This window comes from Flavobacterium sp., from assembly GCF_031422135.1.
Classification (GTDB): Bacteria; Bacteroidota; Bacteroidia; order Flavobacteriales; family Flavobacteriaceae; genus Flavobacterium.
Genome location: NZ_JANOQD010000064.1, coordinates 1 through 14,228, shown reverse-complemented (window position 1 = coordinate 14,228; position 14,228 = coordinate 1). Strand labels below are relative to the sequence as shown.

14 protein-coding genes are annotated in these 14,228 nt (G+C 30.8%); 7 read left to right on the top strand and 7 right to left on the bottom strand.

What is annotated here, in order from left to right; all coding sequences use genetic code 11:
* Window positions 1-3: 3 nt before the first annotated feature.
* Together RMO70_RS08905 and RMO70_RS08900 are read right to left on the bottom strand one after the other, a co-directional pair.
* On the bottom strand, window positions 4-954 hold the full coding sequence (locus RMO70_RS08905; RefSeq protein ID WP_310556085.1) for a hypothetical protein: 951 nt from the start codon (window positions 952-954) through the stop codon (window positions 4-6).
* Between the two features lies 1 nt (window position 955).
* Window positions 956-1,546, bottom strand: a complete 591-nt coding sequence (locus RMO70_RS08900) for a hypothetical protein (protein ID WP_310556083.1) — start codon at window positions 1,544-1,546, stop codon at window positions 956-958.
* A 72-nt stretch (window positions 1,547-1,618) separates the two neighbouring features.
* On the opposite strand from RMO70_RS08900, the gene RMO70_RS08895 reads away from it, so the two are divergent.
* The 6 genes from RMO70_RS08895 (at window position 1,619) to thiL (ending at window position 7,645) form a co-directional block, all read left to right on the top strand.
* Window positions 1,619-2,173, top strand: a complete 555-nt coding sequence (locus RMO70_RS08895; protein ID WP_310556082.1) for an alpha-ketoglutarate-dependent dioxygenase AlkB — start codon at window positions 1,619-1,621, stop codon at window positions 2,171-2,173.
* A gap of 370 nt (window positions 2,174-2,543) precedes the next feature.
* Entirely contained in the window at window positions 2,544-4,340 is a 1,797-nt protein-coding gene (lepA, locus tag RMO70_RS08890; RefSeq protein ID WP_310556081.1) for a translation elongation factor 4, read from the top strand.
* Between the two features lie 91 nt (window positions 4,341-4,431).
* Window positions 4,432-5,949, top strand: a complete 1,518-nt coding sequence (locus RMO70_RS08885) for a hypothetical protein (protein ID WP_310556080.1) — start codon at window positions 4,432-4,434, stop codon at window positions 5,947-5,949.
* A 29-nt stretch (window positions 5,950-5,978) separates the two neighbouring features.
* A complete protein-coding gene (locus RMO70_RS08880) occupies window positions 5,979-6,200 on the top strand; it encodes a hypothetical protein (protein ID WP_310556078.1) in 222 nt (73 codons plus the stop codon).
* An 8-nt stretch (window positions 6,201-6,208) separates the two neighbouring features.
* Complete coding sequence (locus RMO70_RS08875) at window positions 6,209-6,511, top strand: type II toxin-antitoxin system RelE/ParE family toxin (protein ID WP_310556077.1); 303 nt, start codon at window positions 6,209-6,211, stop codon at window positions 6,509-6,511.
* Between the two features lie 87 nt (window positions 6,512-6,598).
* Entirely contained in the window at window positions 6,599-7,645 is a 1,047-nt protein-coding gene (thiL, locus tag RMO70_RS08870) for a thiamine-phosphate kinase (protein WP_310556076.1), read from the top strand.
* Between the two features lie 65 nt (window positions 7,646-7,710).
* Here thiL and trpS read toward each other — a convergent pair whose 3' ends face one another.
* Window positions 7,711-8,685, bottom strand: a complete 975-nt coding sequence (trpS, locus tag RMO70_RS08865; RefSeq protein WP_310556075.1) for a tryptophan--tRNA ligase — start codon at window positions 8,683-8,685, stop codon at window positions 7,711-7,713.
* A 73-nt stretch (window positions 8,686-8,758) separates the two neighbouring features.
* On the opposite strand from trpS, the gene RMO70_RS08860 reads away from it, so the two are divergent.
* Complete coding sequence (locus RMO70_RS08860) at window positions 8,759-9,502, top strand: lysophospholipid acyltransferase family protein (protein WP_310556074.1); 744 nt, start codon at window positions 8,759-8,761, stop codon at window positions 9,500-9,502.
* A gap of 86 nt (window positions 9,503-9,588) precedes the next feature.
* Here the strand turns inward: RMO70_RS08860 and RMO70_RS08855 are convergent, their stop codons facing one another.
* The 4 genes from RMO70_RS08855 to recA form a co-directional block, all read right to left on the bottom strand.
* Window positions 9,589-11,910, bottom strand: a complete 2,322-nt coding sequence (locus RMO70_RS08855; protein ID WP_310556073.1) for an outer membrane beta-barrel protein — start codon at window positions 11,908-11,910, stop codon at window positions 9,589-9,591.
* Window positions 11,907-12,446, bottom strand: a complete 540-nt coding sequence (locus RMO70_RS08850; protein WP_310556072.1) for a sigma-70 family RNA polymerase sigma factor — start codon at window positions 12,444-12,446, stop codon at window positions 11,907-11,909. The genes RMO70_RS08855 and RMO70_RS08850 overlap by 4 nt, the downstream gene beginning before the upstream one ends.
* 12 nt (window positions 12,447-12,458) lie before the next feature.
* Window positions 12,459-12,872: a hypothetical protein gene (locus RMO70_RS08845; RefSeq protein WP_310556071.1), complete on the bottom strand. Its 414-nt coding sequence runs from the start codon at window positions 12,870-12,872 to the stop codon at window positions 12,459-12,461.
* A gap of 93 nt (window positions 12,873-12,965) precedes the next feature.
* On the bottom strand, window positions 12,966-13,970 hold the full coding sequence (gene recA, locus RMO70_RS08840; RefSeq protein WP_310556070.1) for a recombinase RecA: 1,005 nt from the start codon (window positions 13,968-13,970) through the stop codon (window positions 12,966-12,968).
* Between the last annotated feature and the right edge of the window lie 258 nt (window positions 13,971-14,228).

Below are 14,228 nucleotides of genomic sequence, written 5' to 3'. Positions count from 1 at the left end.
CAATTATCTTAACTCGTCTTTCAAAAACCCATCATGCATATTAAACTGGTTATCAAACTCTGTAAAAAGTGAAGACTGTTTTTTATGACGCTCTAGAGTTTTATAAAATCCAATAAAATTATTGTAATGGCTTAAATAAGATTCAAATAAATCATTCTCGTTTCTAATTATAAAATATCCATTTTTGTTAGAACCAATTTTTACTTTTTCTTTTAAAGGTTTTACAATCCAATATTTTATATTACTATCAGATAAATCATCTTTTGAAATTCCTAAATCTCTAAATTTTTTAATTATATCATTTATTTTTATAGGATTTTCACAATTATGATTTTTCTCATCTAATAAATTTAAAAATAACGTTCTCAACGCATATATATCTTTTATAGATGATTGTGAGTAATCTTTTCTACTTCCTTTGCCTAAAACGCCAATAGTTAAATATTTAGACGATTCACTTTCCTTTTTATTGTTATTTAAAAGATTTTTATATTCATCTAAATTATCTGTAAATGAATATAATAAATTGTCATTCATTAAAATATCATTTGTAAAACTCCAAGGATTAGTTTCTAAAACCTTTTTATAATTTAGATTGTCTATGTAATTACTAATAGTAAAATCGATTGTTTCAAGTAACAATTCATCATTTGGATCAAAAAAGTCTCCTAGTTTCTTTATAACATCAATATATAAATTTTGCTCTAAAATTCTATTAGCCTCTTTTAATGAGTCTTCTATTACAATTGGATTTTTTTCATAAATGACACTTAAGCACTCCCAATATAAAGATTTACTAAATTTTAAGCTTTGGTCTTTAAAAACAGTAGAATTTGTGTTTTCCGCTGCAAAATCTAAAACTGAAACTATATGGTCATTTAAATTGTTTTTAAACGACGATGTCCGATAACTATCGGTTAATATAACATCTTCAAATCTAAAACTATTTTGCATTTTATAATTTCTTTATAACTATCTTTTCATTTGGCACGGTTGTTTTATTCAATCCTGTCTGGTGAAAAATATATTTAATGTTTATTTCGTGATTAGTGTCTAAAGTTTCAAAACTTTCTAATTCAAAATCATATATAGATTTTAGGTCATCAATTTCGGTTTTAAAAAAATTCTCTATTATTTTCTTACTAAACCAAGCGTTACTTGAATGTTTAATTATATGAATTCTTCCATTAGCTTTTAAAATTTCACCTGCACGATTAAAGAATTTTTTTGCATTAGCTAATTGATAAAATCCATATTTATAAGGATTACATAAAATTATATTTTCAAATTTTCTTTCAAACTTATATTCAAAAAAATCACAGATATCATCTAAATAATGGCAATCTTCATTTTTATAATCAATATGATTTTTAAAATGTAATACTAACTCTGACGGATAATTTTTATCAGTCAAATAACATTTTGGATATTCTCTTTTACCAAAATTAGTTTTCCCCGCACCAAATTCAATATTAGCAATGTTTAAATTTTTTGGAAAATCAATATGATGCTCAATTTCATTTCCGAATTTATCTAATATTGGCATAGACTAAAATATTTTTACAAATTTACTAAAATTTCGTTACTTTTATACATCTTACTAAAAGTAATTGCCTTGATGGAAATCGACGAGTTGATAAAACAAATTGTTTTAAAAAAAGATATTTTATCTGATTACAGTCAAATAGTGTCTAATTTGAAATCTAATGTTCTATGGGACAATTCTATAAATTCTCGTAAAACTGCCAGTTTTGGAATACCTTACAATTATTCAAACGTATATTATTTAGAAAATGAATTTCCTGATTTTTTAAATCAATTGGTTGAAGTCGTTAACATTAATAATGGATTCATACCAAATAATTGTTTAATAAATTTTTATTTTGAAAGTACTTCAAAAATGGGATATCATTCAGACCAAATAGATATTTTGTATAAAAATACAGGCATAGCTATATTTTCATTTGGATCTACAAGAGTTTTGAGATTCAAAAGTAAAAACAATAAAGAAATTATATATGATGTTCCACTCGAGAATAATAGTTTTTTTTATATGTCTCAAGAGGTTCAGAATTATTGGTTACATTCCATTCTTCCTGATTTAAGTTTGGGTGTTAACGAGCGATTTAGTCTCACATTCAGAAAAATTATTAAAAGTAAGTATGTTTATTAGGAATATTTTAAAATAAATTTATTATTCATCATTTCTTGTTCTACTTTTAAGGCTCGTTTTTAAATAACAACAGCAATAAACAAATAGGTCAAAAATTTCAGATTCTTTATAAAATCTGAAATCAAGAATCGTTAATCAACAATCGAAAGATTTGCCTTATATTTGCAGCATATTTCCTTTTGCGGAATGCCTGCGTGAGGGATTGCAGTGGAAATCCTTTTCTTTTTTGTCATCCTGAGCTTGTCGAAGGGCAAAAAAGAAAAGATTGAAACGAAAAGCCCGACCCTTGTGGTCACGCCCATACTTCGATACTTCCTACGTCAGTACAGGCGTAGCTCAGTATGGAAAATCAAAATTATAGAAAAAGAAGATGAAGCATATTAGAAATTTTTGCATTATTGCACACATTGACCACGGAAAAAGCACATTGGCTGACAGACTTTTGGGTGCAACCCAAACCGTTACAGCTCGTGAAGAAAAAGCCCAATTGCTTGACAATATGGACTTGGAGCGTGAACGTGGGATTACGATTAAGAGTCACGCCATTCAGATGGAATACACCTATCAAGGGCAAGAATACATCTTGAATTTGATTGATACGCCTGGTCACGTCGATTTTTCGTACGAAGTTTCGCGATCTATTGCGGCTTGCGAAGGCGCTCTTTTGATTGTAGATGCGGCACAAAGCATTCAAGCACAAACGATTTCTAATTTGTATTTGGCTTTGGAAAACGACTTGGAAATTATTCCTGTTTTGAACAAAGTCGATTTACCAAGTGCTAATCCAGAAGAAGTTTCGGACGATATTATTGATTTATTGGGTTGCAAACTTGAAGATATTATTCACGCAAGTGGAAAAACTGGTTTTGGTGTCGAAAATATCTTGGCAGCCATAATTGAGAAAATTCCACACCCAAAAGGCAATGTTGACGAACCTTTACAGGCTTTGATTTTCGATTCGCATTACAATCCGTTTCGTGGAATTGAAGTTATTTTTCGTGTAAAAAACGGTCAAATCAAGAAAGGTCAGAAAATAAAATTTATGGCAACTGGGAACGAATATTTTGCCGATGAAATTGGTACTTTGAAACTGAACCAAGTTCCAAAAAGTGTCATTTCGGCAGGAGATGTTGGTTATTTGATTTCTGGAATTAAAGAAGCCAAAGAAGTAAAAGTAGGTGATACACTTACCGATGCTAAAACGCCAACTACCAATATGATTATTGGTTTTGAAGATGTAAAACCGATGGTTTTTGCAGGTATTTACCCTGTAGATACTGAAGATTATGAAGAATTGCGTAACTCGATGGAGAAATTGCAGTTGAACGATGCTTCGCTAGTTTTTGCGGCAGAAAGTTCGGCGGCTTTAGGTTTTGGTTTCCGTTGCGGATTCTTAGGAATGTTGCACATGGAAATTATTCAAGAGCGTTTAGAGCGTGAGTTCAATATGACTGTGATTACTACGGTTCCCAACGTTTCGTATTTGGCTTATACCAAAAAAGAACCAGAAGTTGGAATGATTGTTAACAATCCGACCGATTTGCCTGAACCATCCAAACTAGATAGAGTTGAAGAACCTTATATAAAAGCTACGATTATCACAAAAGCTGATTTCGTAGGAAACGTGATGGGATTGTGTATTGAAAAACGTGGTGTAATTACCAATCAAACATATTTAACGACGGAAAGAGTTGAATTGAATTTTGATATGCCTTTGGCAGAAATTGTATTCGATTTTTACGATCGTTTGAAAACGGTTTCTAAAGGATATGCTTCTTTTGACTATTCGCCTATTGGAATGCGAACTTCTAAATTAGTAAAACTTGATGTTTTGTTAAACGCGACTTCGGTAGATGCTCTTTCGGCATTGATTCACGAGAGCAACGCCTATCACATCGGTAAAAAAATGTGTGAGAAGTTGAAAGAGTTGATTCCGCGTCAGCAATTTGATATTCCTATTCAAGCTGCCATTGGAGCCAAAATTATTGCTCGTGAAACTATAAAAGCCCTTCGTAAAGATGTTACCGCCAAATGTTATGGTGGCGATATTTCTCGTAAACGAAAACTACTTGAAAAACAGAAAAAAGGTAAAAAGAGAATGCGATTGGTAGGAAATGTCGAAATTCCGCAAGAAGCCTTTATGGCGGTTTTGAAATTGAATGATTAATTTTTTTTAGACTTTTAGATAATTGACGAATAGATAAAAGACAAACCTGATGACGAAAGTTGTTGGGTTTTTTTGATTAAAAAAAGTATATTTGAGAGACAGAAAATTGAAAACTATGATTATTGGAGGTTTGAATGATTTCGATAAATTAATTTCCCAAAATGATATTTTTGAGGATGTAGAATTTAATTTAGACAATAAAGAAATGAAAATATATTCTTTTAAATCTGATTGGGTTCAATTTAATGATTGTATATTTAATTGTGAAAAATTATCAATTCTTAATATAACAAAAAACGAATTACAAATAGAGTTTAAAAATTGTACATTTAATTGTGATGTATATTTTGAAAATTGTCACATAGATAGTTTATCCTTTTTAAATACAAAAACTATTAAATCGCTTAAATTGTATAATGGTTTTAAAAGAGAACAAAACTTTACTATCAATAAGTTTAATTTTTCAAATAATATAGAATGTGAATTAACAAATGGTAAAACTCCAATTTTAACAACTTCATTCAGTTTTCACAAAATTTTTTTTAAACAATATTTCGAATTTAATAATGTTAAAAATACCAATGGAATATTTAGTTTTACCGACAACTTAATTGGCGATATTCAATATGAGAAAAATAGTTCGTGTGTTTTTAATTCCTCTAAATTAAGTAATATAAATTTTACTAATAACAAATTTAACACTTATACTTCATTCAAAAATTCAACCTTCTACTTTAATAATGATAATTTTAATAGCAGTGGATCTCATTGGAATGAGTCAAAATTTGAAAGAAATGAATTTAATAAAGTAAATTTTAGTGAGGTTGAATTTGATAAATTTTTAAAATTTGAAAAATGTGATTTCCTAAGTACAACTTGGTTTGAAAGTTGCGTAAATCTGAAAAACACCCATTTAAAATTTGTTGCTTGTGAATTCAAAGGTTTTTCACTTTTTAATGATTCAAAAATAAACTTTCTAGATATTGACAGATGTACATTTCACAAATCATCTTCATTTACTGATGCAGAGTTTAACAAAATAAAGCTTTATGAAGTTAAATTTGGTGGCGGAGCCTATTTTGATGAAATGAAAATCAATAAAGTCATAGATAAAACTTATCTAAAAGATAAAACAAAAATTTTAGAATGGAAAAGAACATTGAGAGCAATCAAACAAGAACTTCAAAAAACTGAAAATAAAATTGATTTTAATAGTTTTCGAGGTTATGAGCTTGCAGCTCATTATAAAGAATTAGACTGGAAATTCAAATCTGGATTTAAAGATAAATTTATTCTTTGGGCGACAAAGTGGTCTTCAAATTTTGGTAGTTGGGTTTGGGCTTTTTGGTTTACCATTATATCTGGATTTTTTTGGTATTCAATTCTTTATAGAATTGAATACTCAGGAAGTTATAATCCAGAGAAAATTGAAAGTTTTTTTATTGGATTGTTTAGATTTTTCCTTGTTACAGATTTTTTTAGTCCATTTGAAGTGGGAAGAATTTATTTGTCGAATTCGTTCAGTTGGATTCCTTTTATATTAGGAAAAATCTTCATCGCCTTTGGAATTTATGAAATGATACAGTCTTTTAGAAAATTTAAAGCGTAATCCAATCAATATTTTACTAAATTTGTACTATGGAAACTATAAAATTAAATATCAATCTTAATGTCAACCAGCTTTTAGAAGCAGTTAAACAGTTGTCCCCCAAAGACAAATTGAAAATTAATGATGCAATTTGGAATGAAGAAGTTGAAATTCCAATTGAACATCAAAAACTAGTATTAAGCCGTGTTGAAAAAGCTAGAAAAAATCCTGAAAGACTTCTAGACTGGGATTTAGTTTCTAAAAATTTATAGTTTCTATTTTGGAATACAAAATTAAAATTGATGAAGATGCTTTATTAGATATAAAAAACGCTTCTTTTTGGTACGGAAATCAATTAATAGGTTTGGATATTAGATACAAAACCCAAGTTATCAAGCAAATCAATAGGTTAAAAAAAAATCCTTACATATTTGCCATTAAATACAATAATATTCGTTGTATAAAAATTGAAAAATTTCCTTTTTTAGTTCATTATTCAATAAATGATGATTTGAAACTAATTGAAATCTTTTCTGTAATTCATACCTCGAGAAGTCCAGAAATTTGGTTGAAAAATAAATAAAAACTAAACTGCAATTCTTAGTATCTTTGAACCTCAAAACATTAAAATTAGCGAACGAAGAGATTGCTTCGTTCCTCGCAATTGACTATGATCGAAGATAAAACCCCACAAAGAACAAGTATAGCACAACTCGGCGAATTTGGTTTGATAGACCATTTGACCAAACAATTTGGAATCACACAAGAATCTACTTTAAAAAGTATTGGTGACGATGCTGCAGTTTTAGATTTTAAAGACAAAAAAGTAGTTGTTTCGACTGATTTGTTGATAGAAGGCGTGCATTTTGATTTGGCTTATATGCCACTCAAACATTTGGGGTATAAAGCCGTTGTGGTCAATGTGTCTGATATTTGTGCGATGAATGCCAAAGCAACTCAAATTACGGTTTCTGTGGCGGTTTCTAATCGTTTTCCGCTGGAAGCCTTAGAGGAATTGTTTGCAGGAATTAACCTTGCTGCAAAAGAATATAATGTCGATGTAATTGGTGGCGACACGACTTCGTCCCAAAAAGGATTAATTATTTCGATTACAGCCATTGGCGAAGCAGATGAAAATGAATTGGTTTACAGAAATGGTGCCAAAGAAACTGATTTATTAGTCGTAACAGGCGATTTAGGAGCTGCTTATATGGGATTGCAGGTTTTAGAACGCGAGAAACAAGTGTTTCAAGTCAATCCAAATTCGCAACCTGATTTAGATGCTTATACTTATCTAGTAGAACGCCAATTGAAACCAGAAGCTAGAAAAGATGTTCGTACTTTATTGTATGCTCTGGAAATCAAACCAACATCGATGATTGATATTTCTGATGGATTGTCATCGGAAATTATGCATTTATGTAAACAAAGTAAAGTAGGTTGTAATTTGTATGAAGACAAATTGCCTCTCGACCCTCAATTTATGAATGTTTGTGAAGAATTTAATATCGATGCTACAACAGTTGCCATCAATGGTGGCGAAGATTACGAATTGTTATTTACCATTGCAATGGAAGATTTTGACAAGATAAAAGGCAATCCAAACTTCACTATTATTGGTCATATGACTCAGGAAAGTGAAGGAATCCATCTAGTAACTCGTGCCAATACTAAAATTGGGTTGAAAGCGAGAGGTTGGGATGCGATTAGTGAGTAATTTATCTTTTTTTGTCATTTCGACGAAAGAGAAATCTAGATTTCTCTTTCGTCGAAATGACAAAGTTAAAACCCTAACTTTGCTCTAACCCTATTCAAAACTCCATTAGCTACAGCAGTCGCTTTTTTAGCTCCTTCTTGAAGTGCTTGCTCTAGTTCTGGTAAGTTGTTCATATAGTAATTGTACTTTTCTCTTTCGGTAGCAAACTTCTCGATAATTAATTCAAACAAAGCCTGCTTTGCGTGACCATAACCATAATCACGATTGGTGTTTTTATAATTCTCCAGCATCACTTCTATTTGAGATTCATTGGCTAACAATTTAAACAATCCAAAAATATTGCACGTTTCAGCATTTTTAGGTTCTTCCAGCGGTGTGCTATCGGTTTCAATACTCATTACTTGCTTGCGAAGTGCTTTATCGTCTAAAAATATATTGATCGTGTTATCACGAGATTTACTCATTTTGTGACCATCGGTTCCAGGAATAAGCATCGTGTTTTCTTGGATTTTGGCTTCTGGCAAAACAAAGGTTTCTCCCATTTGATGGTTGAAACGAGAAGCAACATCACGAGTGATTTCTATGTGTTGCAATTGGTCCTTTCCAACTGGGACAATATTGGCATCATACAATAAAATATCTGCAGCCATTAGCATTGGATAAACAAACAAACCTGCATTTACATCTTCCAATCTGTCGGCTTTGTCCTTGAAGGAATGTGCTAATGTTAATCGTTGGTACGGAAAGAAACAACTCAAATACCAAGACAATTCAGCAGTTTGTGGCACATCAGACTGGCGATAAAAAACCACCTTGTCTTTGTCTAAACCACACGCCAACCAAGCTACAGCTGTGCTATACGTGTTTTCTTTTAATGTTTTTCCGTCTTTTATTTGAGTAATCGAATGCAAATCTGCAATGAAAAGAAACGATTTGTTATTGGATTCGCTTGCCATTGCGATGGCTGGAATGATGGCTCCTAATAAATTTCCTAAATGTGGTGTTCCTGTGCTTTGTATTCCAGTAAGTATTGTTGACATTTTTTTTATGCTATTTTTAGCAAAGTTAATTATTTAATGAAATTATCAATTACTATTCGCTATTTTTGAAGGTATGAAATTAGTTAAAATTATTTTTTGGACTTTGTGGCGCATTTGGTTTTATGTTTTAATGGCTGTGCCAATACTTATTATGTTTCCATTACTTTTTGTTTCTATTCTTAAAGAAACTTGGTATCCCTATTTTTTCAAATTGGCTCGAATTTGGGCAAAAATAATTTTGTTTGGAATGGGATTTTATTACAAAGTGAAAAGTGAACAAGAAATAATCGCTCATAAAAGTTATATGTTTATTGCCAATCACACCTCAATGACGGATATTATGTTGATGCTTGCCGTGGTAAAAAACCCTTTTGTTTTTGTGGGTAAAAAAGAATTGGTCAAGATTCCATTATTTGGATTTTTCTACAAACGCACTTGTATTTTAGTAGATCGAAACAATCCGAAAAGTAAATTAGAGGTGTTTGCACGTGCTCAAAAAAGAATCGATCAAGGGTTGAGTATTTGTATTTTTCCGGAAGGAAAAGTGCCAGACGACGAATCCATTATTTTGGACGAATTTAAAGATGGTGCTTTTCGCCTAGCAATCGAACATCATTTACCTATAGTCCCTTTAGTTTTTGCCGATAATAAAGAACGGTATTCCTATACTTTCTTGAGTGGAAGTCCAGGGAAAATGAGGGTTAAAATATTGCCTTTTATAGAAACTGCTTCTAAAAAAATAGAGGATAGAAAAGTGATTAAAGAAGAATCTAGAGCTCTAATTTACAAACAATTAGTAGCTTTTGAAAACGAATAAAAAAAGTGCCTTGGCGAGGCACTTTTAATTTGTTACTTTTTAGGGTAACACAACTTAACCAAAAAACATTAACTAAAGCAACATAGTTAAAACTTGAAGCTAATTCCAGTGTAAACACCTATTAAATAAGGTTTGAATCCACCTGAATTGGCATTGTATGTATTTATTTGATATTTGAATGTAGGTTCTAAATTAGCCTCAAACGATTTCCAAAAATTGTATTTAAAACCAACTCCAATATTGGTACTGAAATGTATTTTGTTCAAATTATTCGCTTCACCCAATACCGTTGTGAGTCCAGATGAAACAACAGAAACCTTATTTTGATTCAAAAAAAGCGTACTCACACCTGTAATGATGTCGATACCGAATTTTTTATCTAAAATTTTATAAGAAACCTCAACTGGAACTTCAATGTAGCCCATTCGTTGGTTCAAATAACCTTCTTCTTTGTTCTGAAAAGCCAATTCTAAGGAACTTAAAGCTGCTACATCGGCGGTCTTGTCTTCTATTACCATTCCACGAGATTCAGGTCTCATTGTAATAGTTTTGATACTGTTTTTAGGATTTTCGGAAGACAATCTACTTGAATTTAAATCCGCATAATAAGCAATGTCGTTTGTATTGTAGGCTAAATCAAATTTATTTATTCCTGTTCGAATGGATAATTTTGAGGTAATTGCATAATCAATTCCAAGTCCTAGACTTAGGTTGTTTTCGTAGTTTTTAGTATTGTCGACAAATTCTTCATCGATAGGTGAACCTTCAGATGCATTCATAAAAATAGGAGCCACATTGGGTTTGATTTTCCATTTACTCTTTTTTTCTGTAATTATCGGCTGCTCTTTTTCCTGTTTCTCTTTTTCGTTCAAAAGTTGTTCCAATGGATTTTGAACAACAATAGCCATAGAATCTTTAGGCGTGATTTCAGAAAATTCTTTTTGATTTAATTCCAATTTAGATTTAATAGTGGTGGTATTTACAATACTTCCATTGTTTGAATTGATGCCGTTTTTTTCAGAATAATTTACATCTTGATTTTGAATGTTAATATTTGGATTGCCTTTGTCGTCTAATTTGTTTTGTTTGGTATTACAAACCAAATCTGTATTTTCGGAAACAGTATTCTCACTTGATTTTACATTTAGAACTTGCATCTTTTCTGAAGTGATTTTGTCAACGGCATTCGATTTAATTTGATTATCATTACTAACCAAAACTTTGTTTTCAGAAACTGTTTTCTCACTTGTTTTTACATTTTGAATTTGCTTGTTTTCTGAAGTGATTTTATCAATGTTAATCGATTTACTATCTTTATTATTAACCAAAGCTGTATTTTCAGAAACTGTATTCTCACTTGTTTTTGCATTTAGAATTTGTTTGTTTTCGGAAGTGATTTTGTCAACGGCATTCGATTTACTTTGATTATCAATACTAACCAAAACTTTGTTTTCAGAAATTGTATTCTCACTTGTTTTTACATTTAGAATTTGCTTGTATTCTGAAGTGATTTTATCAATGTTAATCGATTTACTATCTTTATTATTAACCAAAGCTGCATTTTCAGAAACAGTATTCTCACTTAATTTTACATCTAGAATTTGTTTGTTTTCGGAAGTAATTTTGTCAACGGCATTCGATTTAATTTGACTATCATTACTAACCAAAACTTTGTTTTCAGAAATTGTATTCTTATTTAATTTAGTAGAAGCACCTAAACTTTCAATTTGCTTATTTTCTAATCTGCTCTTATTAATTAAAGGAGATTTATTTAACACTAAATCAATGTTTTTTTGTTGCTCTATTTTTGAATTTAAAACAATTTCTGTTTTTTGATTTTGAGATCTATTTTTAGTATTTATTATTGTGTTGTCTTTATTTTTTTTGCTTTCTGTTGCAGAAATTCCTGAATTATTTTCTTTATTATATAATTGATTATTCGTATTTAAGGATTTATTTGGGATAACTATATTTCCATCATCAGAATTTTTTTCGGAAATAACTAAACCTGAATTATCGGCTTCAATCTCTTTATGATTTTGAAAACTATTCGGGGCAGGATTATTTTCATTGTTTTTCAATGAATTATCTTTCAATAAATTATCCTTGAGTATTTCGTTTGAATTATTTTTGGCTTTATTTTCAGAATCAGAACTAACTACTTTAGTTGATGTGTTCCCAGTTGTATTTAGTATACTTGAATCTGAAAAAGTACCAATAGCAAAGTAGCCTAAAACAAATGTTGCAGCAATACCTGTAGCTTTAATCCAAAATGGAACTATCCTTTTTTTACTTTTTTTCTTCTCTAATTTTGAGGCAATTTCACTCCAAATATGATCAGATGGAGTTGCTTCAAAATCTTCAAATCGTTCTTGAAATAATTGCTCTATATTTTTTTTATCGCTCATTTTGCTGAAGGAAATATTTTTTCTTGTGATACTTCTATTTTTTCTTTCAATATCATTTTGGCTCTAGCCAAATTTGATTTACTTGTTCCGTCGGTAATGCCTAACATTTCCGCAATTTCCCGATGTGTATATCCATCCATAACATACAGGTTAAAAACTAATCTGTACCTATCTGGCAATTCTTGAATTATTCTTAGTAAATAATCTAAGCTTACATTTTCATCATCAATTTCGAGAACTGTATCGTCAACTACGTCATTGACTAATTCTAAAAAAGTGGTTTTTCGGTATTGCTGTAACACGTTGTTAATCATAATTCGTTTTGCCCATCCATCAAAAGAACCTGTGTTTTTATATTGTTTTATTTTGTCAAAAATAATTAAAAATCCATCTTGAAGGTTATCTTCGGCTTCGGCATAGTTCCTTGAATACTTCAAACACACCGAAAATAATTTAACCGAAAACATTCGGTACAATTGTTCTTGCGATTTGGTATTTCTATCGATACAACCTTGTATGAGTATGGATAAACTCAAATTACTATTTTTTTAATCAACAACTGGAATAACGAATTCTTCATAAATATCTTGATCCGTTGGACTCTTACCTTTCCATATTTTAAATATATAAGAGTCTAATTCTGTAGGTTTAAATTTTAAAATTTGAGTTACAGGAATTGCTGCTGCTGCCAAACAAGAACTGTTTTCTATAACACTAGTTTGTATCGCTATTGTTCTTACATTCAAGTTTTTTTCATAATAAAATCCTTCAAAAATATGACACGTACTGGGTCTTATAAACTGAATCGATAAATCATATTCTTGATTTCTAACAAATTCCGCAGGAAGTGTAATAGTATGAACTGGCAATAACTCCAAATGAAACTTCTGATTTTCTTCTACATTGGGGCTACAACTAAAAATAAGAGTTAACGTTGCTAAAAGCAATAAAAACTTTTTCATAAAAAATATTAGTTTGTTTATAAAGATACGAAAACTAGCAAAAGGTTGCGTTTTAGTATAAAAAAAGCCCAAAATAAATTTTGGGCTTTTCCTTTATGCATTAGATGCTTTAATGAAATCTTTAATTTTAATTTCTAACTCGTCTGCTAATTCTGGATTGTCTTTAATCAATCCTTTGACTGCATCACGCCCTTGTCCAAGTTTTGTATCGCCATAACTGAACCAAGAACCGGCTTTTTTGATGATTTCAAATTCCACGGCCAAATCTAAAATTTCGCCCGTTTTAGAAATTCCTTCACCATACATAATATCAAATTCGGCAGTTTTAAATGGCGGTGCCACTTTGTTTTTAACAACCTTTACTTTAGTTCTATTTCCTAATACATTTTCTCCGTCTTTAATTTGTGTAGAACGACGTATGTCTAAACGAACCGATGCATAAAACTTTAACGCATTTCCACCTGTGGTTGTTTCTGGATTTCCGAACATTACTCCAATTTTTTCACGCAATTGGTTTATGAAGAATACCGTACATTTTGTTTTACTTATAGTTCCTGTTAACTTACGAAGGGCTTGCGACATTAACCTTGCGTGAAGTCCCATTTTAGAGTCTCCCATTTCGCCTTCGATTTCACTTTTTGGTGTCAATGCAGCTACCGAGTCAATAACCACAATGTCAATGGCACCTGAACGTATTAGGTTTTCAGCTATTTCAAGAGCTTGTTCTCCGTTATCCGGTTGTGATATGATTAAATTATCTATATCAACACCTAATTTTTGAGCATAAAAACGATCAAAAGCGTGTTCAGCATCTATAAAAGCAGCTATTCCACCTGCTTTTTGTGCTTCAGCAATGGCATGTAATGTTAATGTGGTTTTTCCTGATGATTCTGGACCATATATTTCGATTACACGACCTCTAGGATAACCATTTACACCTAAAGCTAAGTCCAATCCTAGTGATCCTGATGAAATGGTTTCTACTTCTTCAACGGCTTTATCGCCCATTTTCATTACAGTTCCTTTACCGTATGTTTTGTCTAATTTATCAAGTGTAAGCTGTAACGCTTTTAATTTGGCTTCTTTTTCTGAACTCATTTCGTATGTAATTATTTTTAGTAAAAATAGTGGTTTTATGTGATACTGAGTTAAGAAGTTTTCAACAAAATTTCTTCTAGTGTTAGGTTGTTTGCTTTCTGAAACAAATTTCAAAAATCAAAAAAGCACACTAAGGATTCCCTTGTGTGCTTTTATAAATAACATTTATACTTTTTTATTTAAAAAACTATCTTCTTAGTCACAACTTGACCATTCTCTAATGTTGTTTTTACAATCAAAGCTTGATTGTTTTTTAGT